The organism is Bradyrhizobium genosp. SA-3 (assembly GCF_004212635.1).
Classification (GTDB): Bacteria; Pseudomonadota; Alphaproteobacteria; order Rhizobiales; family Xanthobacteraceae; genus Bradyrhizobium.
The window spans coordinates 1-25,149 of sequence record NZ_PSRT01000073.1; the positions used below are offsets into that span (position 1 = coordinate 1).

Consider the following 25,149-nt stretch of genomic DNA (forward strand, 5'->3'; position numbering starts at 1 on the left):
AAACTCGGCAACCGGACGCTCGGCTCCCGAAGAAAAAGGTCAATTGCAGCCACAAGGTTGGAGTGGACCGGTCGACACGAAATCAGGTGGTGCGCCGCCGGAAAGTCCTCAAGGCCAAAGCCCACCGGGGATGCAGGCAGCGCCGGATGGATCAACAAAAACAGTCGTTGAGCCCCGGAAGTGAATCCCACGCGCGCGTCTTGAGAGATCAGCTTCGCTCGCGGCGAGCCCACTCCCCAACGTCTGGACAGTACCCGCAGCGGATCTAGACATGGCCCGGACTGCAGTCATCGTCTTCGGCTGGAGGTGCTGAAATACACTGGAGAAGCCGGCCAAATGGAGCATTAGGTGCGAACGTGCGTCTCGTTGCATTAATCGATTAAACAAAGCGCTCCAATGTGAAGCCGACACGAGGCAAATGTGAAGCCGAGACGATACACCCAGGTAAGAAAGGAGATTGTTCGTTCGTTTCGTACAGTGTTGGTCGAGCAAAAGCGCCCAAAGAGCTGGCAAAGTCAGTGTGCCGGCCAAGCCTAACAGGGGCAGCGCGGATGGGAGATATAATGTTCGAGCGCGATGGTGACTTGATCTCTCAACTTCTGCTTTACGCGATCCTGTTGCTTATTCTTGCGTCTCTGATGATCGCTGCATGGCAGACTGCAGGATGACAGAAACCGATCGCCGCGAGTTGCTGGAGACTTTGATCGAGCGCGATCGTGGCAGGGAAGTCGGGTTCGGGCGGCAACACTCTCTGCTGCGTAACGATCATTCCGTTGCCGCGTAGATCCAATGTCAGGTTCGTGCCCGAATGATAGCCCCGAACAAGGTCGCGCTCTTCATCGACGGCGCCAATCTCCATGCAACCACCAACCAGAGCTGCGAAAGCTGGCATGGCCCCATGGGTGCGTCCTTGCTAACGGTCCCGGCGGCCTCGTTCACAGACTTTACAAAAGGTGCATTTTAGAGGGGTCCAAAGGCCACAGCCCAGCCGGGGATTAACCCAGGTCAGCGAACTGTGGTGACGGGTATTGGTGCCGGCCGGTTAGGCGTTGCGTTCCTAGAAATGCGGATGGGAGCGGCGGATTCCGCGGGGCGTTCAGAGTCTCTCTGGCACTCCGATTTTCGAGCCCGGCGCTCGTTCTGACGTGGGTCTAACGGATCGGACAGATTGCGACCCAGCTTCAGCTTCGACTGTGCCAGGTCGATAAATTCGTCCGCCTGCCGTCGAAGTTCGTCGGCTATCATTGGCGTCTGGCTCGCGATCGCGCGATCGTGGACACGACAGTCACCCGCACGCCGCGCCGCGTGGATTCGCGCAATTATGCCACAGCGCAGGAGGGAGCTTTCGATCAAAGTCGGGTTGATGATGATTGTCTGTGTCGTTATCGCTTCGGAGCCGGCCTACGCGGCGCGAGCAACACCGGCTGCGCAAACGCCGCAAAGTGCCAAGGGCAAATAGTGCGCACGCGAGATGGCAAGGGCGGTCGCGATTCGATGGGCGCACCCGCGACCAGATCTGAGCCGCGTGTCTTGGTCGATGATGGTCGCTTGACTTCCTACACGAGCCTCGAAATTCCCACGCGTTATCGACGTTCGCGGAGCGAGGCTAGATCAGGCGGCCGCTGTTGTTGCGCTTCGGGGCTCATGCGGCGTGAAGGAATTTCATCCACTAGCGCGGCCTTTCCAATACGCGAGACTAACTTGCTCGCTGTTCGCAGGCGGCCGTATCTGGGAAGAGAAACCAAGGTTTGATGCTGATCCCTTTGCGAAGCGAATACATGTAGAAGATTGGAAGGCTTTGGGGAAAAAGCTCTCGAAATTCGCTTCCATTGAAGGTGATGAAAATTGAGTCAGGAAATGCGCGTTCGACCGCACGTTTTTCGACCATGTTCATCCGGTAATATTCTAATGCGCCCTCTTCACAACTTCCATTTCCACGATACCATTTCATCGCGCTAGCAAGCAGCCGCTGGAAAGTCGGCTCCGGTACGATTCCATCGATTAAAGGACTTGTGTTATCCGCTTCCGCGGCCTTTGTGAGGTCACCCAACCAACAGCTCTCGAAACCGCGTTCGCGGGCGCCATCCGCAACCTCATCAAAATATTGGCGTATGCTCTGTGATGAATGTCCGTTCAATTCCGCATGGGTATCGGTGAAAATCAATCTTAGTGCTGCCCCGGGCGCGTATGTTTTACTGATTCGATGGGTGAAGGCAGCCAAATAGTTCAGACATTCGAAATCTGGCTTGTCGATGTTGGACCGCGGACCTTTGCCCCAATAGAGCACAAACGGAACAGGATTTCTGACCGCAATTGATTTGGAAATGCTCTGCAACATTGCAACAGAGTTGTCAGGTTGCTCACGCTTAAAAGCCCAGGTATTGAAGGCTTGCAGGACCTTTTCTGGCGCGATCTCCTTGGCTCGATGAGTGACAGGCACCGCAATTTGGATTGATCGTCCGTCAACAGCTTTGTTGCCAAAGGGTTGCGGACAAGCCGTTATTTGAGTGTTGGTTGATGTGTCTTCTTTCGAAACAGCCGTATCGCAACCCGACATATGAACTCCGAAAGAAGATCTTTTTATCGCGAGTTAATAATCGGTTATTTTTCTCAGCGTCAACTCGGAAGAGTGGTGACTCATCTATTAAGGTTAACCTTCCACGCTCCGGTGGCCGATCAATGAAGTTAAGTCGCCCGAAATATCCGACGAGTAAGCCCTGCCGATAGGGGGCCTGTTTTCGGCATGAATTTACAAATCCTAGAGCTGCCAAAGCTGATTGCTGAGCGTCGAAGCTCGGCAATTTTCGGCCTGGTGATCATCACCATGGTGTGGGCAGGAGTTGCTGTAAAATACTTCGGCGATGTTCGGGGGGATCAAAGAGAGGCGCATCGGGACGCTCATAACTTTGCGCTGGTATTCGAAGAGAATGTTCTTCGATCAATCGGAGAAATTGATAAGGCGCTCCTATACTTGCGACGGAGCATTGAGACCCGGAAAAATTCGGTTAGTTTCAGCGCTATTGCCAACACGACCGACGTGCTGAGCGACATTATCGTCCAAGTCGCCATTATTGATGACAAGGGAATTATGCGCGCGTCGAACAGCGGTCCTCAACCCGCGCCTGCCCTGGATCTGAGCGATCGGGAGCACTTTAAGTTTCATTTGAACAACATCGCGGATCAGCTTTTTATCAGCAAGCCGGTAGTTGGCCGTGTCAGCGGAAAATGGTCCGTGCAATTCACGCGCCGCTTCGTGAACAGTGACCAGACGTTCGGCGGCGTCGTCGTGGCCTCGCTCAATCCAGACCATTTGACGAAATTCTACAACAATATCAATTTTGGATCGGCGGCGGCGATCGCCCTGATCGGAAGTGATGGCGTGGTTCGTTCGAGTGGCGGGAGCGCGGTCGGTTACGCACTTGGAGACGATCTTAGCGGAACAGAACTGCTCGACCAAATGCGAGCCGGGGTCGAAACTACATTTGAGAGCATTGATCCTGCCAACAACGAGACGCGTTTCATTACTGTCCGCAAGGTCAAGGGCTATCCATTGTGGGTCAGCGTTAGCTTGAGCAAAAGCCAGATCCTGGAAAGCTCTCGGAACGCGCTCAAGTTGAATTCGTTGGTGGGCACCTTACTTACTTTGCTGGTTCTCATTGCTCTTGAGCAGCTTCTACGGATAGACGCGAAGGCAAGACAAAAAGCGAATCAGCTTGACCTTACGCTCGAGTATATGAACCAAGGAATTATGCTGGTTACCTATGACCAGCAGATTCCGATTATCAATCGTCGCTGCGGCGAGTTGCTCGATTTGCCCGTAGAGTTCATACAGAACCCACCAAGAGTCGATCAACTCGCCGAATACGAGACACCGACGGGCAGATTGACCGCGGCGTCTGTTCGGATCTTGGCAGATCTTGTCGCAGGAGAACTCGGCGTTAGCGAACGAACGATGCCAGATGGATCAATCATCGAGATTCGCAGGGAAAGTCTTCCCGATGGTGGATTCGTCCAAACCTTCACTGACGTCACGAAAAGATCGCGCGCTGAAGCAGATGCAGTCCGCGTTAGTTCCGAGGATTCCCTCACCGGTCTCCCAAACCGGCGGATGTTCCGCTCCATGCTCGACCAGATGAGCCGCCGGCAACCATCGGCAGTAGACAACGGGCAGCCACCGGCGGAATTCGCCGTCCTGTTTCTTGATCTCGATCGTTTTAAAGCTATCAACGATACGCTTGGCCATCAGACCGGCGACTTGCTCCTGCAGGAGATGGCCCGGCGCCTAAAGAGTACGCTCGGTGCAAATGAAGTGCTGGCACGCCTCGGTGGCGATGAATTCGCAGTTGTTGTGGCGACGGTTGAGTCTCGACCAGCGCTCGAGGCCCTGGCGCATAGTATGATCGAGGCAGCACAGAAGCCCTTTGAGATTGGCGGCCACCGAATCCGTTCTGGAATCAGTATCGGCATCGCCGTTGGACCGTGCGATGGAGTAAATTGCGACGACCTTCTGATTGCCGCCGATCTGGCACTATACGCGGTCAAAGCCCAAGGTCGGGGCAGCTATAAATTCTATCATGCTGCAATGAACAGGGAGCTTAGGCAACGACGGCGGCTTGAGATCGATCTGCGAGAGGCGATCGAGCAAAATGAGATGGAATTATACTATCAGCCCATCCTCAATTTGCGGAGCAACATCATAACCGGATTCGAAGCCTTGGCGCGATGGCGCCACCCGGTCAATGGCATGATACCGCCGGCAACATTCATCGCGGTAGCGGAGGATACTGGACTCATTCAACCTCTTGGCGAATGGGCTCTGAGAGAGGCGTGCCGCTGCGCGGCGCACTGGCCGAACGATCTTAAGATAGCGGTCAATCTTTCTCCCATTCAGTTTGCAGCTTCCAATCTCTCCGAGGTCGTAAGACACGCCCTGGCGGAAACCGGACTTCAGCCGCATCGCCTTGAGCTTGAAATTACCGAGGGAGTATTCATGACCAATAATGAATCCACCCTATCTACCCTGCGTCAGTTGAAGCAACTCGGCGTCCGTATTTCGCTGGACGATTTCGGTACCGGGTATTCCTCTCTCAGTTATCTGCGCAGCTTCCCATTCGACAAAATCAAGATAGATAGGTCGTTTGTTTCTGACCTTGCCGAAGGCACCGAGCACGTTGTGATTGTGCAAGCCGTGGTGAGTATTGCTCGCGCTCTGGGAATGACGACGTTGGCAGAAGGCATCGAAACCGTCGGACAGTACGAATTTCTCACGGCGCTCGATTGCGACGAAGGGCAAGGCTATCTGTTCAGTCCGCCTGTTCCAAGAGCGAAAGTTCCTGAAATAATTGCCAAATGGTCGCTCGGGCGCAAATTTGTCGCCTAGAGTTTGGGGCCAGCTTAGCCAGCGACATTCTGAAGACCGTATTCTCCAGTTTGTTCACTGGAAATCGGCTTCTTGGTTGGCCGCCGAGCCTCGTGCACGAGCAGGAACAGGCCCGATGCAACAACAATGCCGGACCCGATCAGAAGCCAAAGCGTCGGTACGTCGCCCCAAACGAAAAATCCGATCGCAAGTGCCCACACGAGCGTCAGGTAATAGAATGGCGAGACGGCGGCTGCCGGCGCTAGGTGAAGCGCTTGCGTCCAAAAATATTGTGCCGCGGCGTTTGTAAGACCGCTAAGGGTCAACATGATTGCGTCAGCCGGGGCGGGCATCCGGAATCCAAACAGCAGCAAGAAGGAGTGAAAGAAGGTTACCGTAAGCATCTGCCACATCAACAGCGTCTTTGCAGACTCGGTTGCGGTCATTCCGCGAACGGCAACCGTGACGCTGCCATACATAACCGCGTTTGCCAGCGCAAACAATGCGCCAATCTGCAGCGAATCTGCACCTGGATTTACCACAACGAGAACCCCGACGAATCCCGTTACCAGCGCACTCCAACGCGCGATTCCGGCACGCTCCTTAAGCCAGATAAACGACAGCAAGGCCGCCCACAACGATGCAGAAAAATTGATTGCGATCGCTCCTGCAAGCGGCATCAGACTAACGGCGATGACAGTGAACGTCTGCGAGATCGACTGCGACAGCCCGCGCGCAAGATGGGCGCGGGGCCGCCGAGTCTTAAAGACTGACATGCCCGTTGCCGGGAGGATCAATGCGGCGCAGAGAACGAACGCAGAAACGGAGCGAAAGAACATAACCTCGCCAACTGGGTAGAGAGCGGCTTGCCATTTCGATAGTGCGCTCGATAGTGCGAACATCACGCTCGCGGCGATCATGCAGTATATTCCGCGAACAACGTCATCCTTCCGTAAGCCGGGAATGGCAATTGGGTTCTGCGGATGGCGGGCGGTGTCCGTAAGATCGCTCATCATGCGTTCCATGAAATTGGAAAGATAGCGTCAGCGTTTGCCGCGCGACTATTGCTCGCGACCCACTAGCAAAAGTTGGTCTCGCTTAGCTTTAAGTCTTAAGGAAGTGTTATGGGTAACAGAAACAATTCTTGGTTAATTTTCGCGAACCATGGCGGCTCCGATTGCCGAACAGCCGAGCCAAATACCCCTGCCTGACCCCGTGCCCCAGGCAATTGCAGAGGAGGTGTCTAAAAGTGTTCATTTTCTCCCAACTAAATCTGGAGCCATTCTGGATAGGTTGCCGACACTGAAATCTGAATTGGGTGGGAGCGGAAATCGTGAAAGTTGAGCTTAACGACGTGCGTTCTGGCAAGGGAGGTAAAATTCTCGTCTCTTCACCCTTGATATGCTTGGACGGAACGTGGTGGGCAATTGATGTCAACGATCCAGATCTAGAAGCTCATTTGAAGCAGTCGGATCGCTGCGGCGTTGTGCAGTCAGCTGTGCGTGAACGGAAAACCATTAATGGACCCGAACTGCCGCGCAAGGGGCGCCAGCGGCGATCGGCTCAAGACCGCGGTGGTCGGGGAGCAGAAGCTCGATGCGGTCGAGATCGTACAATAGGCGTTGATGGCGACCGTCGCCGCGCGCCAGGCGAGCTCGGCGAACAGTCGCGGTAGGCGTTCATAGAGCACGAAACGATTATCGCGGCAGGGCTTATTTGCCGAACCTGAAGGTCGGCCAGTAGGACGCCGCCGGCCCTTCTGGCCTCTGGTTCAGATGGCCATTTTGACAGTCGCACGCATCGCGCTCAGAAATGTTAGGTCCTCGTGAGCGGGCTCCGTTCATTTTCCGCAGAGCTTGTTGGGTCTCGCCGGAGATCTCAGCCAGCTGCCGTCAGTGCATGGATGTCGCTTCGGCTGTGGCGCTGGATCGATGTGAAACAGCGGAAGCTAAGGTCGAGATAGGTTTCTAAGATGGCAGAGTTCCTATCATCTTCATAATCATGGTCTGATCCCCACGGCGATGAGATTGCCTGTCCCGATCTCGTCCTCCAGCAGCTTCATGGGGGCGCAGCGATCTCGGTGCGCTACGGCTCGGGCAGCGAGTCCACGTGCGGCTTAGTCTACTGGACGAGGTTGAGAAGTCACGCAACGCCAGCGGTTGAAGCTGGTCGAAGACGTTGATACGGCTATTCGTACGCAAAGTGACCTGCAAATTATCATCGTGGAAGTGGTTCGTTATTTGCGGGATGCCCTGCTGCTACGGAACGGCGCCTTCGCGCCTCCGATATACCTACCGATAGACCTTCGACCTAGTTGATCGATATTCGCCTTATCCTTGACGCTGGACAACAAGACGATGTGACGAACTTGGTGCAGTAGGGTGCTATCGCAAGTTGGTCACATTCCTGTCCTGGGATTAATTCGGCTAGCAATGCGAGCGCCGCACGCCGCGTCGCGCTTCATGATGGTCTGTCGGTTTGCCCAAGGCGTTTCAAGCGGCAGGCGTCGACCATTGCTTATTTTGGTCGAGCAGGGCGAAGATGCGGTCGGCTGATACCGGCCGACCAATGAGATATCCTTGGACTTCATCACAGCTGGTTTGGCGCAAACACTCGAGCTGCTCGGTGGTCTCTACGCCTTCCGCGACCACGCCAATGTGCAGATCCTGCGCTAGCGCGATTATTGATTTTACGATCGCCGCGCTATCCGGCCGTGTCAGCATGTCGCGTATAAAGGATTGATCGATTTTGATGCGCGTGTAAGGCAGTTTTAGCAAATAGGTCAGCGACGAAAATCCCGTTCCGAAATCGTCGAGCGCCACCGTCACCCCCAGTTGCAGGAGTGAACTCAGGATCGATGATGCCGGCCCGTACTTTGAGATCAGCATCGACTCCGTTATTTCGATTTCAAGCCGGCTAGGGGCGACTCTGGCCTGCGTCAGGGCCTGCACGATTGTTTGCAGGATGCTGGTGTTATGGAATTGAGCTGCAGAGAAGTTCACGGCAACCCTGAGATCAGAGGGCCAGTTCGACAGCGTTGAGCAGGCGCGTCGGACTACCCATTCACCGATCGGGTGGATCAAGCCGGTTTCCTCGGCAATTGGAATGAACTCAGCCGGCGAAATGACTCCCCGGACAGGGTGTTGCCAGCGCAGCAAGGCCTCAAAGCCGGTTACTCGGTTTTCGCGAATATCAAAGAACGGTTGGTAGACGAGAAAAAGCTCGTCTCTCCCGATCGCCTCCTCCAGATCCCTTTGCAGCGCCCTTCGATCGCGCGCTGATTTGTCGTCGCTGACCTCAAAGAAGCGAACCGTTCCGGGCCCCGCTTTTTTTGCGCGATAGAGCGCAAGGTCGGCATTTTTCAGGAGCTCATGAGGCGTATCGCCGTCGCGCGGGGCCAACACGATTCCGACGCTCGTCGCGCCCGCGATCTCGCATTTTTCGATCAGGAATGGTTCGCCAAAAGCGCCGACGAAGTGCTCGGCGATTTCCAACGCGTCTTCCACTTTGGCCAGATTGGTCACGATCAGCGCAAATTCGTCCCCGCCGATCCGCGCGACAGTATCGGTCTCACGCGCGCATCGCTGCAGTCTCGCCGCGGCCTGAACGAGGAACTCATCTCCTGCGGGGTGGCCGAATTTGTCGTTCACGTCCTTAAAGCGATCGAGATCAAGGAGCAAAACCGCGAATTCCTCGCCCGAGCGAGCCAACCGGTTGAGGGCAGCTTCGAGGCTTTCGTTGAAGGCGAAACGGTTCGGCAACTGGGTCAGGGGATCCCGCCGGACCCTCCGTTCGGCTTCTAATTGAGCAATGGTGCGTTTCGTGAATTCGAAAGAATGGGCGAAAACGCCGCGCAGAAGCACGAAGCCATAGGCCACAACGAGGATAGCGACGAGCAGATAGACGAAATCGCCGTTCCTGCCGAGGCAGATTGCCGTACCCACGAAAATCGGAGCCGTGAATGCAACGGCCGCCACCGGAATCGTAGCGAAGGCGAATGCTCCGCCAGCGAGCATCCCGGAGCAAAGACATGTGATCACGAGTTGGCCGCCATTCGAGGCGTCGGCGAAGAAAGCTACCGGAACGATCGCCCAGGCGGTTCCAAGAACGAGCGCATTTCGCACCAGCCGATGCATGGCCTGTCGGGAGACGAACTGCGGCTTCGTAATCCGTCGGGATAAACGCGCCTTCAAGCCTATCGATAACGCGCCGCAAACCACGGCAGCTGCCCAGACCAGGGCATAGTTTCTGTTGGGCGAGTGCCAGAGGGCAATTGCAAGCACCGTCGCATTGCAGGCGTTGGCTAGCATTATGCCCAGGGAATAACCAAGCACGAGGGAGATCTGCTCCGCGCGAATGTGCCCTGCGACCGCTTCATCAGTCGCCGGGCCGCCGAAAGCCGCCAGATCCCCCGCGAATAGCTTCGAGAGATACGAGCTCAGATATGTCCTCATCTAGGACCCCCGCAGGACTGGCTCTAACGTTGCCGCCAGTACTGGAAGGTCGCGGCAAACATTTGAGAAAAGATAAATTCTTGAAGTTAGCCACGTTCGGCGCGGCATGGGATGGCCGAACTCATTATTTCGGTGGCTAAGGCGGGGCCGACAGCTGGGCCGACCCCTTGTCCTCTGTCACCGCAAACGCGGGGGCATAGTTCTGTACGTTTCGTACTGACCTATGCCTTTAATCGATCGCCGAATTCAGCTCAGCGGCCATGATGGCAGCTTGTGCGCTAATCTGCGGTGGGGCGGTATGAGATCGATAGTTCTCGACGAAAATGAGATGCCGAACGCATCGTAAGTTACGGCCGCCTGCGCCGACGACTTTCTCTATCGATGACGTCGGTAGGATGACGCAGCTTGTGTCGATCGTGACCGCCCGACATCGCGCCGCTTTCCAGCGCCATATCCGATAGAACGAAGAAATGCTGCGGGTTCAACCCAAAACACGCACGATACGAACGCAACGGCAGGTCTAATGTCGCCAAGGCCATAGAGGTGATGTGGGCGCGACGATCTCCGCATCCCTCTAACCGGTGTCCCATTCCCGAGACCTAAGTACGAGCGCTGAGGCAGAAGGCGCTTGAGGCGGTGGCCGGCTGTTTTCTCGTCAAGCCAAGGCGGGACTGCTGCCCTCGCTCCTAGGAGCAATCGTGGGTGTTTCATGCGCAATCGTGACCTTGTCTCCGACAGCTTTCTGACACTGACTGTGGTCGGTCTGGTGGTGCTCTGCTCGAGCCTGCTTGCCTTTGCGTTCGCTTAAAGCGAACGCGCTCGTTGCGTTTGGTGCCTTGACCATGATGTTTCCGGAAAACAGGTGCCCGGATCGCACTCTAACCTTCGCGGGAGCGGTGAGATGAGCAACTTCAGCCAGGAAAGCGTGCTGAGCGTCCATCACTGGACCGACAATCTCTTCAGCTTCACCACCACGCGGAATCCATCGTTCCGCTTCCGCAGCGGCGAATTCACTATGATTGGGCTCAAGGTCGACGAAAAGCCGCTGCTGCGTGCCTACGGCCTCGCCAGCGCCCATTACGAGGACCGGCTGGAATTCTTCTCGACCAGGGAGCCGAACGATCCCTTAACCTCGCGTCTGCAGCATTTGAAGGAAGGTGACAAGATCGCCGTGAGCCGCAAGGCGACCGGGACGCTGGTCATCGACAATCTCGAGGATGGGCGCAATCTCTATCTGATTGGCACCGGCGCTGGTCTTGCTCCGTTTCTGAGCGTGATCAAGGATCCTGAAACCTATCTGCGATTCGGAAATGTCGTGCTGCTACACGGTTGCCGCCGCGTTGCCGAGCTTGCCTATGGCGAAATGATCACCGAGAAGCTGCCGAGCGACGAGCTGCTCGGGGATTTCGTGCGCTACCAGCTGATCTATTATCCGACCGTTACCCGCGATCCTTTCCGCAACCGCGGCCGGATCACCGACCTGATCGCGTCAGGCAAGTTGTTTTCGGATCTCGAACTGCCGGAAGTCGAGCCGCAGCATGACCGCGTCATGATTTGCGGCAGCCCCGCGCTGGTGCGCGATACCCGCGAGCTGTTGATGGGGAGGGGCTTGGTTGAAGGCAGTCACGGCAAGCCGGCGCAATTCGTGGTCGAAAACGGCGTTTGAACAGTAGCCCTAGATTGCGTGAGATCGAGCCAGGACCTCAACTGTCACCGTCGCCCGCCGGTGGTCCTTTAAGGGTGCGTGTTCTTTATCCAGTTTGCAGGCTCGGAAAGTCCGCCACCTTTGGCAATCTGGCCGTGCACTTTGCTCACGCTGCACTCGCGCGATAGTCCGCTGTCATGTGGCCATGGCGCTGTCGCTATCACTGCCCCTCCTGTCGGCTACTCTTTTAAACGATCTAGTCGCCCGCGGGGCACGATCAGCAGAAGTCGGAGGACCTGCAACAACACCTCGAAAGCTTTAGCAACGAGTCCGAACAGGACGGCGCAATGCGATCGATTCCATCGGTGTTGACGTACCACTTGCCGACGTCCGCTGGTTGGAGCCATTCGAGTCGTCGAACACCGCGCGCTATTCGATCTGACTTCACAGCCCGACCCGCTCCAAGTTCTGTTTGAGGGCGCGTGCGGCTGGCTGACAGGGGACACTACCCGTCGAGATCATGGAGCCGCGTCTTGGTGGAAAGCTCGCCAGCGCCCTTAAACCTTCTGATTGTACTGGCCGACTTCCTGTCAATCGGTGTTCAAATTTGGCTCTCGTCTGCTCTGACGCGGCTTTGATGCAGCACCATTCTATTCTGCGCCGATTAGTCTGGCCTGAAGCAGATCGATTTTGCCGCGGCCGTACATTTGCCGTCTAACGAGTTTGAGGCGGATGATCTGCCCCTCGGTCTGCCCGTTAGACAAGGCAAAGTGATTGCCGCCCGAACTGCCGCTTCATCAATCGTAACGCCACGAGCGAATGAGCAGATGAGACTGGCACGAGTGCGCTCGATCCATGACGATAGCTCGGCGGCGGCTCCGCGCCGGATCATCAAGTGGAATTCGGCTATGATCTCTCGAGCTTCGACAAGGGTGGGAGTGGCCGCGGCTTTAGCGAATGCTCAGACCAAGATATCGGCGGGCTCAAATGGACGCGAACCCACTTTTCATCGGCTTAAACCCGGAAGGGCCTTCCAATGCGCGAGCGTTTGAAACGACGATGCCGTGTACAGCGGAGCTAGAATAGAATGCAATAGCCGGCGAATGGCAGGTGGTAGAATCTGTTTCAATGCAGGCCGAATGACACATTGGAGGGGTTTGCTGCTCCGAGCTCCTCCATCTTGAGCAATCTCGGCAACGGTAAGCGCGCCAGGCCGAAGCAAAAGAAGTCTAATCCGACTTCGTCACCGGGCGATGCCACGACAGTTTTCGTCGCCGTGCGAAAACTTGCGCAACATGATCGCGATATTTGCCGTGTCAGGCACCGTGCTGCTGGGCTTGCTAGCCGCCAAGCACTTTTAGCTTGGCATCGGGTCCAGCGCACCAGCGCACCCGACCCACCTAACCGAACATAGCATCTCGCAGCCGGCTCGCGCGATTTACGCCAGCATCTCCCGCTGACGCGCGTCACGTTGCGCTTTGAAAGCAGCGACGAAGGCCTCAAGGCCGGCCGAGGTTAAACCGTTCTCAGTGACGAGACCCAGCCGCGTGAGGTTGACCGTCTCGATCAGGCTGTCGCCATGCGTGGAACCTCCGCCGAACAGCTTAATGACAATTCTCTGCTCCTTGCGAGTCAGCTTGTTCCAGAGCGTCAAGTCGGGCATCCCATGCCTCACGCGAATCGCTGGATGACACTGATGAATTAGCCGATCGCGCAGAGGCGAAATCGTGGCAGCGGCCTCAACGCTGTGAGTAGAGGCTAGTTTTTTTGTAGATGCCCTGATGGTACCGAGCTCGCAACGCGGCGATGACGGTCGTGCACGGAGCCGACCCGCGCTAGAAAATGCGAGTTCGCTTGCGCATCTTACATCGCCGCGCTCGATCGCCAACACCTTGCGCGCGAGCCGAGTGGCGTAAGCAGGAAGTGTCGCGAATGCGCCGCGATTCTTGACGATCGCCTGATGCACGCATCCTAGTGTCTTCGGTTCGTCCAACTCTGGTCTTGACGGCTATGCCGGGCTCAGGCGAGGACAGTACATACTCTACATTCACCCATAATTCATTTGGCAGGCCCGCAATTCTGATCCGGCCGCAAGTGCCTCTCGTTACCGCAAGCACTTCGATTTTGAGGCCGGATTTTGCTCGATGCTGTTGAACTGAGCTTTGCAAGAGATCCCGAACTGGCGGAGCTAATCCAATGCTGTCAGCCCATCAACGAAGCTGTGCTTTGTAGGCAGGCCCGCAAGCTCATCGATCCCCGCAGCTTGTAAACCCTAATATTCCGGGCTGCACTCACTGCGGCACTTCTTCGCGAGCTGGTGTATCAACCGCAAGGTCGATGGCCGCCTCGAATTGCCGCCGAAGGTGGTTCAGGAGCGCCTTGGTCATTTGACCATCGCGTGGCCCTGGACATCTACGGTCACCTGTTTCCGTGTCATGATGACAGCGAGGAACTGGCCGCAGCGGAGCGGGTATTGCTTGGTTAATGCCAGGTTTATCTTGTTTAAGCTATTGAAAAGGTTGATACTTCCGGACTTTTTTAAGTCGTCGTTCGATGACATCCCGAAATGTCGCCGAACGACGACTTTTTCGATTGTCAGCGAACGGTGACATACGCTAACGAAAGCGAACGCTGACATTTGGATTGCCCCATGCTCATACGTACACCTGCCGAGGTCGGCGCCGTCATTCGCGACAAACGCAAACGCCTCAAGCTCGACCAGTCGACACTGGCCAAGCGCATCGGCGTCAGCCGTCAATGGGTGATCGAGGTCGAGCACGGACATCCGCGCGCAGAGCTGGCGCTTGTCCTCCGCGCTCTCGACGTCCTCGGCATCCCTGTGGACGCAAACAGTGGAACGCCCACCAGCCGCGGGTCAACCTCCGCGGTTGATATCAACGTCATCGTCACCAAAGCCAAGAAGGGCAAAGCATGACGAGTGAACTTGTCGCGCTCCTGGACGGCAATGAAGTTGGCCGGGTGCGCAGCGATGCCCGCAGCCGGCTGACCTTCGTCTATAACGACGACTGGCGGGGATCAGCGGGAGCTTACGCTCTCTCGCTGTCCATGCCCCTTGCCGCACAGGAACACGGCCCTGCCGCCGTGCAGGCCTTTCTTTGGGGGCTTCTGCCGGACAGTGAGCGCGTACTCGATCGTTGGGCAAAGAACTTCCAGGTCTCAGCTCGCGACGTCTTTGCTCTCATTTCCAATGTCGGCGAGGATTGCGCCGGAGCCGTCCAGTTTGTAACGCCGGATCGGCTGGAAGATCTAAAGACAGGCAAAGACCACAAGATCGAATGGCTGGACGAGCTCGAACTAGCAAACCGGCTTCAGGCGTTGCGTGAGGATCATGCTGCCTGGCGTCTGCCCCGCGACACGGGCCAATTCAGTCTTGCGGGCGTCCAGCCGAAAACGGCTTTTGCCCTGAAGAACAAGCGATGGGGCATTCCGTCCGGACGCATTCCGACCACCCATATCCTGAAACCGCCGACAGGCCACTTCGATGGTCACGCCGAGAATGAGCATATTTGCCTGCAACTCGCGCGCGAACTCGGGCTGCCGGCCGCTGAATCCAAGGTGATGTGGTTCGAAAAGGAAATCGCGATCGTGGTTGAACGCTACGATCGGCAAGTCCGTGGGAACGACATCATCCGCGTGCATCAGGAGGACATCTGCCAAGCCATGGGCATCCTCCCGACCAAGAAATACCAGAACGAGGGCGGACCGACGCCCGCCGATGTGATCGAGCTCCTACGCACCTACTCGACAGACCGTGAGGCTGACCTTGAGACGTTCGCCAGCGCTTTGGGCTTCAACTGGCTCATTGGAGGCTCCGACGCTCACGCAAAGAACTATTCCTTGCTTCTGGCTAGCGGCCCGCACGTACGCCTCGCACCGCTCTACGACATAGCCAGCATTCTTCCATACGATCACGTCGACCACCGGAAGGTCAAACTCGCCATGAAGGTCGGAGGCGAATACAAGCTCGATCAAATTGGGCTGCGCCAATGGCAGAAGTTCGCGCGCGAAACGCGGGCTGACGCGGATGTGGTCATTGGGACCCTGATCTCCATGGCCGGGCAGATCCCCGACCTCGTGAACGACATCCGCGCCCGCGCGCAAAAGGAGGGGTTGGAGAACTCCGTTATCGAGCGATTGGCAACGGCTTTGACCAAACGAGCCCAGGACTGCGAACGCCTTCTAAAGGGGACCTAGCTTTTGGGGGCTGGCGTCGCGTCCACAGCGTCCCGGCGCGCAGTCATGCTGAGAAATTGCTGCAACCGCGTCTCTTCCTGCAGACGCCTGTCGTACTCCGCGCGGCAAACCTTATCGAGGTGCTCGATTTCCTCGTCATGGGCGTGGGACGCCCGCCATGCCGCGAAAATCTGCTCCTCGAGCCTCAGGAGCGCGCTGGTCGTCATCCGGCGACGCAAGCGCGGTTGTGGACACGGTGGCCGTAGCGGCGCCGGCCGTAGCCGCCGCCAGCCACTTGGAAAATTGCCGGCGCGTAGTAGGTATTTGAATAGCCTGCGTCATGGATCACCACTCCCATGTTGTGGGTTAGGGCCGGCTCGGAAGTTCGCGCTTCCGTCCGGCCTGCTTTTTAGGTATACCCAAATCATGGCGAAGTCAATTAAGGTGCCCCCAAAAAAGCGGCGAGGTCGGCCGGCCACCGGCAAGGATCCCCTTGTGAGCGCGCGGCTGCCAAAGCCCATGGTTGGCGAGATCGAAGCTTGGGCTGTCGCCAATAGCATTGGCCGCTCCGAGGCCATCCGCCGGCTGGTCGAGATAGGGTTAAAGGCCAAGAAATGACAGGGGCTCACAAAAGACGCGGAGTTTGAGAGGAGGATAGAATGGGCGCCATTTCAATTCTGATCGGCGTTTTGATTATCGTCGTTGTTGGAGCGATCTGTTTTTGGGCAATCGACAGATTTGCGCCGGACGGTCGACTGGCACAATTGCTTAAGCTCCTAGTCGTGCTCGTCTGCTTGGGCGCGATTGTGCAACGACTTCTGGCGCTGACCTATTAGCTGAAACAAGGCCACAGCCATCCGGCTGGTCGAGAAGGCGAAGGGCAAATGAGCCATGTGCTCGACATGCTCTCTGAGTTGCAGCTGCCTCACTGGCTGATCATCGCCGGCAGCGCTTTAGTCGCACTCGGCATTGTCGGCCTTATCATCAGGAGGGGCATTCGAGCCTCGAAAACCGAAGAGGATGATGACACGACTCGTCCAGATCGGGCTGAAGTCGAACCCACGTCGCCGCCGGCAGCTCCCGAAACGCCCAGCAAACAATGATGCTGGGTGCGTTGCAGATCGAACTAGGTTGAGACGGCTCATCGATCGAACTAAAGGCGAAGGGGAAATGACAGGCGAGGGGGAAATGACCAAACCGCTATATGGCGTGACCGACGCTGCCACCGGTCAAACCGTGTACATCAACCCGGACACCGTTCGATTTGTCCTTCCGAACGGACATCGAACGACACTCGTTTTCTCCGAAACTCACACATTGACCGTTACCGCAGACCTTCAGGCTTTGATTGACGGTGGTCTGTTTAAGATCCTCTGAGGAAGGCGCACCGCGGTATGTCTGACCCCCGGTTTTTTCGGGTGTCTCCGTTCGAGAACTGCTTCAGCGTGGCTGACCGCATAGTCGAGGGTTTAGGTCGTCCGGCGGATTAGAGGCTCCGAAAGCCGACGAATAGAATGATCTAATGGGTATTCAGACCTACGGGAATCATGCATCAATTGGTCTGATTTTTCAGTGTCCCATTTCAAGATGCAAGCGAGGCCCACATGGACAGGCCTGCGGTAGTTAAAACCCTTACCGTGATACTCTACGGTGTCGCGTACCACGGGACATACTTTGTCCAGAACTCGATCGTGTATGTTCAATCGACGTTCGGAAGCAAGGCAACTCAGCTGGGAACGTCGCCGCCGGAATTGGTTGCCAAACTCCTTCTTTCAGAGCTCTTTTTGGAGCGCCTTCGACTGCACGAATGCGCTTCATGATGACAAACTGACAATAGGTGGAAGGACGATTGCGGAGCATATCGAACAGGGCCTGTGCGATTTCAGATGCTCTGAGCGACCGAGCGCAGGTGACCTTCGTCGCATGCTGCCCAACAAGAAGGGCGTTTGGAAGATTCATGTCCCCGGCGCAAGAATTTATGGATGGTGTCCGCGGGCGCGCGCGTTTGTGGCGGTAGGATTCGCGCTTGAGACCGACACAAAGAAATTTTCAGGATTGAGCGACTCCAAACGCGAGGACGTGCTGACCTTCATCAAAGCTCACAAGCTCGAAGACACTGTGTTGTTAGGAGATATCCTTGCCATCTTCCCGTCGCCAGCCAAGCCCTAGACGCCAGATGTTCTTGAAGCTTTCCGGAATGATTGAAGGACAGCTACGGGACGCTTATGCCAAAAAATATGAGGCGGGCGATCTCAATCAATCGAGCCTTGCTAACAAGCTCGGCATCAATCGTTCCGCCGTGCACCATCGTCTTACTGGTCGGACCAACATGACTATCGAAACAATTGCCGATATGGTTTGGGGGTTAGACCACGACATCGAACTGAAGATAATAGATCCGTCAGAATCCGAAAGAAACCACCGAGTAGCCGCGCAAATTTCATTGTCGGCAGTTGCCGGGCCGGCTAACACCAACGACCCTCTCATGCAAATTGCATCCACAGCCCCGCCCTCGAACACATCAACGACTTCTACGCTAGGGAGCGCGCAAAAAAGCGCCACTCCTGAACCACCGCAGAGTTATCGCTCGCAACGGCTGCAGCCCCAGTGCCTCGGCCTCCTGAGTTTGTATTTGAGCGGCGATCTGGACAGCCTTACAGCGCCAACGAATACTTTTCTTCTGCGCCGCTTCGCACCGCTGACCACATGCGCGTTCTAAATCAACTTGAAAAGGTTTTTGAGACCAGTTGAACAGACCGGGTCCGGCTCTTTGAAGGCAGAGCCAGCAAACTAATGCAGATTGCGGGTGCGCCCGTCAGCCAATCCGAAGTTTTTCCGCGGACATCTTGCCCGAGCGCCCCGCCCTCAGCTCGCAGCTGATCCGCGCGCCGTCGGCCAAGCCCGTGTAGCCGGAAAAAGCAGCTCCAAATTCCCACGCAAGGACGGCCCCGGCCAGGGGAGCTATGAGAGGCCGGGGCCGCTGGAGGTGGTGCTTGGTCCTCGGGCTACCAAGGGCCAAGCGAAAACGAGCCTACTCACAGCTCACCGCGTTGCTCTGTTCGCTTTAGCACTGTTCCGGGCAGGAACTTTAAGGAGATTCGTAAAATCCTCTGCAAGCGCCTATCTCCAGCACGCGGTCGAGCGCGGCTGGCTCGAAGCTTCACGAGAGCGGCACCTATATGCGGGCTCTTGAGACAGACACCGCGACCTGAGAACCGGATGTTTGCTCCCGCTGCATCATCTACACTGCCCCATGCACCGCGACCTCAAAGAGATGCTCATCGGCTCAGCCGGCATAATCTTGTTCGGCATCGTTATAATAAACTCGCCGCCATTTGCCCGTTTTATAGACGAGTCTCTCTTTTCCTACATTCGAATGGTTTGGGATCTACTGCGCTCTCTGGTAACTCCCTAGGAGGAGCCCGCCAGCGTGAACCAGCGGGTCGCTCCGCCCTAGTGGGGGTATCGTGGCGAACGGTACAAAGGGTCCCAATTAACTTAGGACAAGAAAACCTCAGAGGTTCGCGGTTCCACATGCGAAATGACTCGCGCCCCGTGTCAATTTAAATTAAATATTTTTCCACCGGGGCTGGCTCAATATTCCACTTAAATCGTTTTACCCGGTTTATTTTGACCATGCGCGGGCCGCAGCGAAAACATCGCTGCGGCCTTCGTCATTTTTTCTTCGGCAATCTCGCCCTGTGTGACTCCGGCCTGACGGGCGTAGGGGCCAGAGCAGAGCAGCAACTCTCTGAAGCATCGTTTGAGGTGATCGGAGCGGCGGCGTAAAAAGAAGGATCAGTCCCGTTTAGGTCGTCCCGAAACCGCCGATACCGTCGCGGCGCCGGCTCAAGGTTCGACAAGTCGTTTTCGCCGAGAATCGTATGAACGAGTTTGTCGTTCACGACCTTCTCCATCACATACCGCACAAGCTTGGAGCGAGAAATTCCACGCTCCTTTGCTGCCTTTTGCAGATACTCGACTTCCAAAGGAATGACGATGTTCTTGACGACCACTATCTGCCCTCGCGTGCCTTCTTGCCCTGTTTCCTTTGGGATGTGCGGCAAACTTGGTGAGAATTGGGGCGCACTGTGACGTTAAACCAATGTATAGGGGCGCATTCCTCCTCTACTGGGAGTCCGCACCAGTACACCCTCAACGACTCGCGCAAGACTGAAGAAACGTACAGTCATCGCTAAGGTAAACGACACCCGCAAGACTACTGGTGATCGACGTTATCCACGTCGGCATGGCTCGGAGCAGCATCAAAAGAAACACCAATGCGATTTTGCATGGCCCAAACCAGGCGGCATTTCCTTACTGAGCGGTCACGTTCAAGCATGAGTTCGAGAGGACGTGCGAGACTCGCGTCCCGAAGTTCGATAGCGGCGCCCTGGTCAGACAGGTTTACGACGCGGCACCTGATGCTCGAGCCATCCCCGAACATGATCGCGAGTTCGTCAACTTCCTCGCGGAGGGCCTTCCTTCGTTCTTCAACCAACTGACCATCCTTCAGCAGTCATCCTGCGATGGAGCGGGAATTGTGAACGGCAGATAGAAGAACAGACCGCCGTAATGGCGCGCCCTATCCACGTCGGATCTGCTTGCGAAAGCCCCAAATGCAATGGCAACAAGGGCCGCTGCGCCAATTCCCAGCAATACCAGAACCGTTTCCAGCATCACGAATCAGTCTCCGCCCGGAGTGGCCGCCCTGTCATAGACCTGTGGCATGACCATTGCATAGTTGAAACCAACTGGGATTTCAGCGCTCAGTTAGAGAATAGGCGCTGCCGGGACGACGTATTTTGAGCCCGGCAACGCTTTTTTCACTTGTCTTCCCTTTGCGCGGTTCGCGCGGCGCAAATTGTTTCAAGGAAGCGGGATATTTGGCGCATGGCATACGACGCAGCAACAATACACATGCTCCGCGACGTTCTAGATGAAGTTCTCTCCAGCCCGTCGTTCACTCGTCAGCGGCACCGCTCTGCGGTGGAGGTTGCCGAGCGCATCCTCTGGCTCGCTTCGCAAGGAGAACGTGAACCAAGCACTATCAGACGCCGCCTCGTAAAAGAGTTTTTGGCATCCGCTACCGGCTAGGGCCACCGGCCCGACGAATTTCAGCTTCGGCTGGACCGAATGGCGCCACGTATCAGCCGCCATCAGGCCCGAATCAGGATCGCAAATTCAGCAGGTCGGGGGTTTCGATCGATTTCCAGCGCTGGTGCGAACGAGCTCCCGTCTCCCGCTCCATTGCTATTCAGCCCCCAGCCCTAGCGGTGGAGCGGGGCCTTCTCTTCGCCACCACACGTTTGGCCTAACCGCACCATCCCTGCCGCGGTGGACAGCGCGTGCCGCTGCAGACATACGGGCGCGCCAAGCCCTCGCCGATTAGTGTCTGTCCGACGTCACGGCCACCGACGGTGAGCGAGCCGCACAGCCGGCCGAAATTGCAGCGCGATGTATCCTCTTCGCCCGGCCTGCATGCGCAGGCAACCCGCTGCAGGCGCGTTTCGCCGCTGGCGATAAGCTCCCGCAGTCTGCGGGTCGCGAGTTCGGCGCGGCGGCGCTCGTCATCACAGCGGGCCCGATCCCCCCGCTCCGGCGTATCGAACCCCACGAGCCGGTATACCTGTCCCCAATGCCTTACCGTGTCGCCATCGATAGGGAAGATTGCCGTGGGCGACGTCGGCGAGGTCCAGAAAGACGCGATGCCAAGCATAACCGCCGCCAGCGCAACGACTGCGGATGGCCAGCGCACAGGTTTTGGCTTGGCTCGAAAGGGGGCTACTGTCGACATGCGTGGGCCAGCTTACACTGAGCCTTCGATGGACGGCACGGAGCAAGTTTCGCGTCAGATTGACGCGAGGCGAAAGGCCAAGCCGACCGGGTGACAGCCGTGTGCGGACCATCACCAAGGAATATCGATGACTCGTACCCCACGCGGCACATGAACATTCGCTAGGCGGGCCAGCCCGCCGTGAAGCCAGACGGCACCGTGTAAGTAAACGCCGTCGCGCCGAAGTTCGCAGTGAAGTTGTCGCTGACGATCCCATAAATGCTACGGCCGGAGCATAACTGGCAGCCGAGGGAATTGATGCGCCATTTGTATTTGTCGCGGGATTAGCTGCTCCGTCATTGTTCCAATTTCCGCCGTTGCGTCTCCACCACGTCTTGAGATTACCTATATCCACAGCAACGCTGATGACATCGCCCGCAGCACCGTTGCCAATGGCCTTAGTTGTCCAACCGCCATTGGCGAAGATCGGACCCGCGCTACCGATACTACTATTTGGGTAGTAACCGGACGCCACCCCTCTCCGCCGCCGTCGCTCGCCAGCGCTGCGCTTGGGGCGAGCGAGCGACGGCGGCTCCGAGGGGATGGCTTGGCCGGACCCCATGATCAATTTTGCTGAACTTGACGCACAGAACTTGGGGTCTGCCCACCGGTAGCTCCGCACTCGCCTGTTGTCGGAGGGAGAGTGGCGCGGGCAGCTGTATTTATTTGATGCCGCATCGCAGCTGCTGCGCGTGTCGGCCCTAAACCGGACCGGATCGCGTTGGCGCCGCGGTGTCGTCGTACGTGCGGGCAGGGGGTGTCGCCGCGTTGCCGATGGCTTCGTGGTGGTTCGGGGATGGCTTAGTTGGATGCTACCAGCACGGTGACAACGAGTAACAGCCTAACGAAGCGTTAGGCCAGTAGCTTAGGGTTCTCAGCTCTCGCGGAGTGGAAGCTGTCCAATTGTGCAGCGGCTTGCTTGCTGTCGTACCTTGATTATGAGCCGCTGCCCGATCGGGCGCCGATGCTTCCGACTAGGCAGCCTCGGCGAGGCTACCATTAACTGCTTATTCGGCGGACCGCCGACACGAGAGTTTCAACCTCCTGGAATGTATTGTAGTAATGCGGCGACGCGCGAACGACATCGGGAAGGTCTCTACGCGTTGCGTCCAACGGGGTGCTTGTTGGTGGCGAGACTGACACATTGATTTTCACTGCTGCCAACTGACGCATGACCTCGCGTGCACCCACGTTGCGAATTGTGAAGGAGACGATTGAAGCGGGACGTTCTCCCAGGTCATGAATCGACACTTCAGCGATTGCACCAAGCAGTTCGCGCAGTCCCTTCGCAAGCAGACGGCAACGTCGTTCGATTCTCTCGATGCCGATCGAAAGCGCGTAATTGACAGCTATCCCAAGTCCAAGCCGCGCTGCATAGTTTGCTTCCCACGTCTCGAATCGTCGCGCGTCGGATCTAAGTTCGTAGCGCTCGAGTCCAACCCACGGTGCTCCGAACAGGTCGATCATGGCAGGTTCGACGCCCTTCAGGAAATCGTCACGTATATACAGGAACCCTGTCCCGCGCGGACCGCGCAAGAACTTCCGGCCCGTTGCGGTAAGCATATCGCAACCAAGTGCACAGACATCGATCGGCATCTGCCCAACCGCCTGACACGCATCTAGCAAGTAGGGGATACCATGTCGGCGCGCGATCCGTCCCACGGCCTCAGCCGGATTCACGAGGCCGCCATTGGTCGGCACCCACGTGATAGCGATCAGTCGTACGTGAGCATCAATCATACGCTCGAGCGCTTGCGGATCGAGAACACGATTTGCGTCGTCAGGTATGACCTCAACCCGTGCACCGGTACGACGCGCCACCTGCAACAACGCAACGTAATTGGCCGCAAATTCGGCTGAGGTCGTGAGAATTCGGTCTTCTGGGCCAAAGGAAAGCGAATAAAAGGCGCGCTGCCATGCCAGAGTGGCGTTCTCGGCTAGCGCGATCTCCTCCCGTCTGGAGCCGACGAGCCGGGCGATGCTGTCGTACACGCCGTCGAGGCGAGCGGTGTTCTCAGCGCTTGCCTCATAGCCGCCAATTTCCGCTTCGCGCTGCAGGTATTCGATCATGCCGCCGACAACCTGCTTCGGCATCAATGCCGCGCCCGCATTATTAAAATGGAGTCGATTTGTGACGCCTGGTGTATCTTCTCGCAAACGATCCACGTCGGAATCGGAAAGATCCGCGAATTCCGAATAACCTGTCGGCTGTGAAAAAGACGGCTGCACCGGAAATCACCTTTCATCAACTTAAGGCCCTGCTTCGGCCAAGTTCAGTGCACGACTCTTCGAAGGGTAACTGGAGCTTCAGGCCCAAACCAGGCGTTTTACATCGAACAATGCCCAATTCTGTCATCGAGCAGCTCAAACTTTGCGGTAATCGCCATCGGGTTTCGCCAAAGTATGGTCTGACACGAGGGAGGACGAATTGCGAGCGCCCCTACAGCCTGTCAAGGCTGCATCGACCGATCCATCCAGCCATCTTCGACCCATGCTGCTGCGTCCGTCCTCGGACCTAAAGCACATTCCTTGGTGGTGCGACCGAAACGCAGGGGAGGAGCCGCTCTGCCTGCTTCGAGCTTGTCCGCGCTACGCTCCTACCAAACTGATCTCTCTGCCGCGTACAGCCGAGAAGCTGGGCGTAGGCGAGATCTGGATCAAGGACGAGACACAGCGACTCGGCATAGGCAGCTTCAAAGGGCTCGGCGGCGCATACGCGGTGCTGAAGCTCGCTATGAAACACGTTGAGGGACGGACGGGACGAGCGAGTCTGCCGGCAGACTTGTTGGAGCCTGGTGTGCGATCCATGCTTTCCGAGCTCACATTTTCCTGCGCTTCGGATGGGAATCATGGTCGTTCGGTATCGGCAGGAGCGAGGCTCATCGGAGCGCGGGCTGTCGTGTATCTCCACGAAGGCGTGAGCGACGAGCGAGCCGCTCATATCTCGAGGCTCGGCGCTGCGATCGTGCGTGTGGCCGGAGACTATCACGACTCTGTCGAGGCCGCGGCCAAGGCAGCTTCGCAGGACGGTTGGATTGCTGTCCCGGATACAGTCGGGCCGGGAGAAGATGAGACTGCCTGCACGCTCGTGGTCCAGGGCTACTCAATTCTGATCGACGAAATCATTGCAGCGACGGCGGGACAACCAAAGCCATTTACGCATGTTCTGGTTCAGGCTGGCGTAGGAGGCCTTGCAGCAAGCGTGTTCGGCCACGGCTGGGCGCGAGGTCTATTCGGGCGCGATACCCATCTGTGGATCGTGGAGCCAGAACGGTCGGCATGTCTCTACGAGAGCGCGCATGCAGAGAGGCCTGTACGTCTTCCGTCGGGGCCGCCCACGAACATGGCCATGCTCGAGTGCCAGAGCCCGTCGTTGCTCGTTTGGCCCATCATCGAATCCATGTCCACTGGCTTCATTACTGTCACTGACGAGCAAGCGGCCGATGCGGTTCGTCTACTAAATGCAGGCGTGTCCGACGATCCGCGTCTTCGGGTTGGCGAGTCGGGAGCGGCGGGATTTGCCGGTCTCATCAGAGCAGCTGGCGAGGATCGAGACAGGCTCGCACTCGGACAGTCTTCGAAAGTTCTGCTGTTCGCGACTGAAGGCCCCACAGACCTCTCAGCCTGGAGCGGGAGCCGTTAGGCTGCGGCAAAGAGAGCG

The 25,149-nt window shown here is 57.0% G+C and carries 21 protein-coding genes and 2 pseudogenes; 11 read left to right on the forward strand and 12 right to left on the reverse strand.

What is annotated here, in order from left to right:
- From CWO91_RS43775 to CWO91_RS24395, 3 genes are all read right to left on the reverse strand, one after another.
- A partial coding sequence (locus CWO91_RS43775) for a hypothetical protein (RefSeq protein ID WP_208753067.1) occupies positions 1-191 on the reverse strand: 191 nt, incomplete at its 3' end.
- Between the two features lie 413 nt (positions 192-604).
- Positions 605-859 (reverse strand): hypothetical protein, encoded by a 255-nt coding sequence (locus tag CWO91_RS43190; RefSeq protein ID WP_165405674.1) that lies wholly within the window; start codon positions 857-859, stop codon positions 605-607.
- Between the two features lie 837 nt (positions 860-1,696).
- The gene (locus CWO91_RS24395; protein ID WP_130216991.1) at positions 1,697-2,557 is read right to left on the reverse strand and encodes a hypothetical protein; all 861 of its coding nucleotides are present in this window, start codon (positions 2,555-2,557) and stop codon (positions 1,697-1,699) included.
- Between the two features lie 186 nt (positions 2,558-2,743).
- Here CWO91_RS24395 and CWO91_RS24400 point away from each other — a divergent pair, with 186 nt between their 5' ends.
- Positions 2,744-5,380: a bifunctional diguanylate cyclase/phosphodiesterase gene (locus CWO91_RS24400; RefSeq protein WP_130216993.1), complete on the forward strand. Its 2,637-nt coding sequence runs from the start codon at positions 2,744-2,746 to the stop codon at positions 5,378-5,380.
- Positions 5,381-5,394: 14 nt separating this feature from the next.
- On the opposite strand, the gene CWO91_RS24405 is transcribed toward CWO91_RS24400, so the two are convergent.
- A complete protein-coding gene (locus CWO91_RS24405; RefSeq protein WP_245471349.1) occupies positions 5,395-6,372 on the reverse strand; it encodes a DMT family transporter in 978 nt (325 codons plus the stop codon).
- Between the two features lie 1,479 nt (positions 6,373-7,851).
- Positions 7,852-9,813 (reverse strand): putative bifunctional diguanylate cyclase/phosphodiesterase, encoded by a 1,962-nt coding sequence (locus tag CWO91_RS24415; protein WP_130216999.1) that lies wholly within the window; start codon positions 9,811-9,813, stop codon positions 7,852-7,854.
- Positions 9,814-10,714: 901 nt separating this feature from the next.
- Here CWO91_RS24415 and CWO91_RS24420 point away from each other — a divergent pair.
- Positions 10,715-11,479, forward strand: a complete 765-nt coding sequence (locus CWO91_RS24420) for a ferredoxin--NADP reductase (protein ID WP_130217001.1) — start codon at positions 10,715-10,717, stop codon at positions 11,477-11,479.
- Positions 11,480-12,108: 629 nt separating this feature from the next.
- Here CWO91_RS24420 and CWO91_RS44435 read toward each other — a convergent pair.
- Together CWO91_RS44435 and CWO91_RS24430 are read right to left on the reverse strand one after the other, a co-directional pair.
- Positions 12,109-12,389: pseudogene (locus CWO91_RS44435) on the reverse strand (ISL3 family transposase); the annotation flags it as partial.
- A 507-nt stretch (positions 12,390-12,896) separates the two neighbouring features.
- Positions 12,897-13,121 (reverse strand): hypothetical protein, encoded by a 225-nt coding sequence (locus tag CWO91_RS24430; RefSeq protein ID WP_130217003.1) that lies wholly within the window; start codon positions 13,119-13,121, stop codon positions 12,897-12,899.
- A gap of 613 nt (positions 13,122-13,734) precedes the next feature.
- On the opposite strand from CWO91_RS24430, the pseudogene CWO91_RS44440 reads away from it, so the two are divergent.
- From CWO91_RS44440 to CWO91_RS24445, 3 genes and pseudogenes are all read left to right on the forward strand, one after another.
- Positions 13,735-13,943: pseudogene (locus tag CWO91_RS44440) on the forward strand (site-specific integrase); the annotation flags it as partial.
- A 165-nt stretch (positions 13,944-14,108) separates the two neighbouring features.
- Positions 14,109-14,393, forward strand: coding sequence for a helix-turn-helix domain-containing protein (locus tag CWO91_RS24440; RefSeq protein WP_130217005.1), 285 nt, complete (start codon positions 14,109-14,111; stop codon positions 14,391-14,393).
- Positions 14,390-15,673 (forward strand): type II toxin-antitoxin system HipA family toxin, encoded by a 1,284-nt coding sequence (locus tag CWO91_RS24445; protein WP_130217007.1) that lies wholly within the window; start codon positions 14,390-14,392, stop codon positions 15,671-15,673. Before CWO91_RS24440 ends, CWO91_RS24445 begins: the two co-directional genes overlap by 4 nt.
- Here CWO91_RS24445 and CWO91_RS24450 read toward each other — a convergent pair.
- Positions 15,670-15,879: a hypothetical protein gene (locus CWO91_RS24450; RefSeq protein WP_130217009.1), complete on the reverse strand. Its 210-nt coding sequence runs from the start codon at positions 15,877-15,879 to the stop codon at positions 15,670-15,672. The genes CWO91_RS24445 and CWO91_RS24450 overlap by 4 nt on opposite strands.
- 432 nt (positions 15,880-16,311) lie before the next feature.
- Between CWO91_RS24450 and CWO91_RS43195 the strand changes: the two genes are divergently transcribed.
- The 5 genes from CWO91_RS43195 (at position 16,312) to CWO91_RS24475 (ending at position 18,371) form a co-directional block, all read left to right on the forward strand.
- Positions 16,312-16,488, forward strand: a complete 177-nt coding sequence (locus CWO91_RS43195) for a hypothetical protein (RefSeq protein WP_165405675.1) — start codon at positions 16,312-16,314, stop codon at positions 16,486-16,488.
- A 48-nt stretch (positions 16,489-16,536) separates the two neighbouring features.
- A complete protein-coding gene (locus CWO91_RS24460; protein ID WP_130217013.1) occupies positions 16,537-16,755 on the forward strand; it encodes a hypothetical protein in 219 nt (72 codons plus the stop codon).
- Between the two features lie 85 nt (positions 16,756-16,840).
- Complete coding sequence (locus CWO91_RS24465) at positions 16,841-17,029, forward strand: hypothetical protein (protein WP_130217015.1); 189 nt, start codon at positions 16,841-16,843, stop codon at positions 17,027-17,029.
- A gap of 546 nt (positions 17,030-17,575) precedes the next feature.
- The gene (locus CWO91_RS24470; protein WP_130217017.1) at positions 17,576-17,821 is read left to right on the forward strand and encodes a hypothetical protein; all 246 of its coding nucleotides are present in this window, start codon (positions 17,576-17,578) and stop codon (positions 17,819-17,821) included.
- 7 nt (positions 17,822-17,828) lie between these two features.
- Positions 17,829-18,371 (forward strand): helix-turn-helix domain-containing protein, encoded by a 543-nt coding sequence (locus CWO91_RS24475; protein ID WP_130217019.1) that lies wholly within the window; start codon positions 17,829-17,831, stop codon positions 18,369-18,371.
- Between the two features lie 955 nt (positions 18,372-19,326).
- Here CWO91_RS24475 and CWO91_RS24485 read toward each other — a convergent pair.
- The 4 genes from CWO91_RS24485 to CWO91_RS24495 all read right to left on the reverse strand — a co-directional run bounded on the left by CWO91_RS24485 (position 19,327) and on the right by CWO91_RS24495 (position 23,717).
- The gene (locus tag CWO91_RS24485) at positions 19,327-19,668 is read right to left on the reverse strand and encodes a hypothetical protein (RefSeq protein WP_130217021.1); all 342 of its coding nucleotides are present in this window, start codon (positions 19,666-19,668) and stop codon (positions 19,327-19,329) included.
- Positions 19,669-19,871: 203 nt separating this feature from the next.
- Positions 19,872-20,153, reverse strand: coding sequence for a PilZ domain-containing protein (locus CWO91_RS24490; protein WP_245471350.1), 282 nt, complete (start codon positions 20,151-20,153; stop codon positions 19,872-19,874).
- An 11-nt stretch (positions 20,154-20,164) separates the two neighbouring features.
- The gene (locus tag CWO91_RS43200; protein ID WP_165405676.1) at positions 20,165-20,335 is read right to left on the reverse strand and encodes a hypothetical protein; all 171 of its coding nucleotides are present in this window, start codon (positions 20,333-20,335) and stop codon (positions 20,165-20,167) included.
- A 2,152-nt stretch (positions 20,336-22,487) separates the two neighbouring features.
- Positions 22,488-23,717: an aminotransferase class V-fold PLP-dependent enzyme gene (locus tag CWO91_RS24495; protein WP_130217023.1), complete on the reverse strand. Its 1,230-nt coding sequence runs from the start codon at positions 23,715-23,717 to the stop codon at positions 22,488-22,490.
- Between the two features lie 262 nt (positions 23,718-23,979).
- On the opposite strand from CWO91_RS24495, the gene CWO91_RS24500 reads away from it, so the two are divergent.
- Positions 23,980-25,131: a diaminopropionate ammonia-lyase gene (locus tag CWO91_RS24500; RefSeq protein ID WP_130217025.1), complete on the forward strand. Its 1,152-nt coding sequence runs from the start codon at positions 23,980-23,982 to the stop codon at positions 25,129-25,131.
- Positions 25,132-25,149: the final 18 nt, after the last annotated feature.

Bases quoted from the DNA above. Each gene is read 5' to 3' on its own strand.
- CWO91_RS43190 (WP_165405674.1), bottom strand. From the start codon at position 859: ATGGAGATTGGCGCCGTCGATGAAGAGCGCGACCTTGTTCGGGGCTAT.
- CWO91_RS24395 (WP_130216991.1), bottom strand. From the start codon at position 2,557: ATGTCGGGTTGCGATACGGCTGTTTCGAAAGAAGACACATCAACCAAC.
- CWO91_RS24400 (WP_130216993.1), top strand. From the start codon at position 2,744: ATGAATTTACAAATCCTAGAGCTGCCAAAGCTGATTGCTGAGCGTCGA.
- CWO91_RS24405 (WP_245471349.1), bottom strand. From the start codon at position 6,372: ATGAGCGATCTTACGGACACCGCCCGCCATCCGCAGAACCCAATTGCC.
- CWO91_RS24415 (WP_130216999.1), bottom strand. From the start codon at position 9,813: ATGAGGACATATCTGAGCTCGTATCTCTCGAAGCTATTCGCGGGGGAT.
- CWO91_RS24420 (WP_130217001.1), top strand. From the start codon at position 10,715: ATGAGCAACTTCAGCCAGGAAAGCGTGCTGAGCGTCCATCACTGGACC.
- CWO91_RS24430 (WP_130217003.1), bottom strand. From the start codon at position 13,121: ATGCCCGACTTGACGCTCTGGAACAAGCTGACTCGCAAGGAGCAGAGA.
- CWO91_RS24440 (WP_130217005.1), top strand. From the start codon at position 14,109: ATGCTCATACGTACACCTGCCGAGGTCGGCGCCGTCATTCGCGACAAA.
- CWO91_RS24445 (WP_130217007.1), top strand. From the start codon at position 14,390: ATGACGAGTGAACTTGTCGCGCTCCTGGACGGCAATGAAGTTGGCCGG.
- CWO91_RS24450 (WP_130217009.1), bottom strand. From the start codon at position 15,879: ATGACGACCAGCGCGCTCCTGAGGCTCGAGGAGCAGATTTTCGCGGCA.
- CWO91_RS43195 (WP_165405675.1), top strand. From the start codon at position 16,312: ATGGGCGCCATTTCAATTCTGATCGGCGTTTTGATTATCGTCGTTGTT.
- CWO91_RS24460 (WP_130217013.1), top strand. From the start codon at position 16,537: ATGAGCCATGTGCTCGACATGCTCTCTGAGTTGCAGCTGCCTCACTGG.
- CWO91_RS24465 (WP_130217015.1), top strand. From the start codon at position 16,841: ATGACCAAACCGCTATATGGCGTGACCGACGCTGCCACCGGTCAAACC.
- CWO91_RS24470 (WP_130217017.1), top strand. From the start codon at position 17,576: ATGCTGCCCAACAAGAAGGGCGTTTGGAAGATTCATGTCCCCGGCGCA.
- CWO91_RS24475 (WP_130217019.1), top strand. From the start codon at position 17,829: ATGTTCTTGAAGCTTTCCGGAATGATTGAAGGACAGCTACGGGACGCT.
- CWO91_RS24500 (WP_130217025.1), top strand. From the start codon at position 23,980: ATGCTGCTGCGTCCGTCCTCGGACCTAAAGCACATTCCTTGGTGGTGC.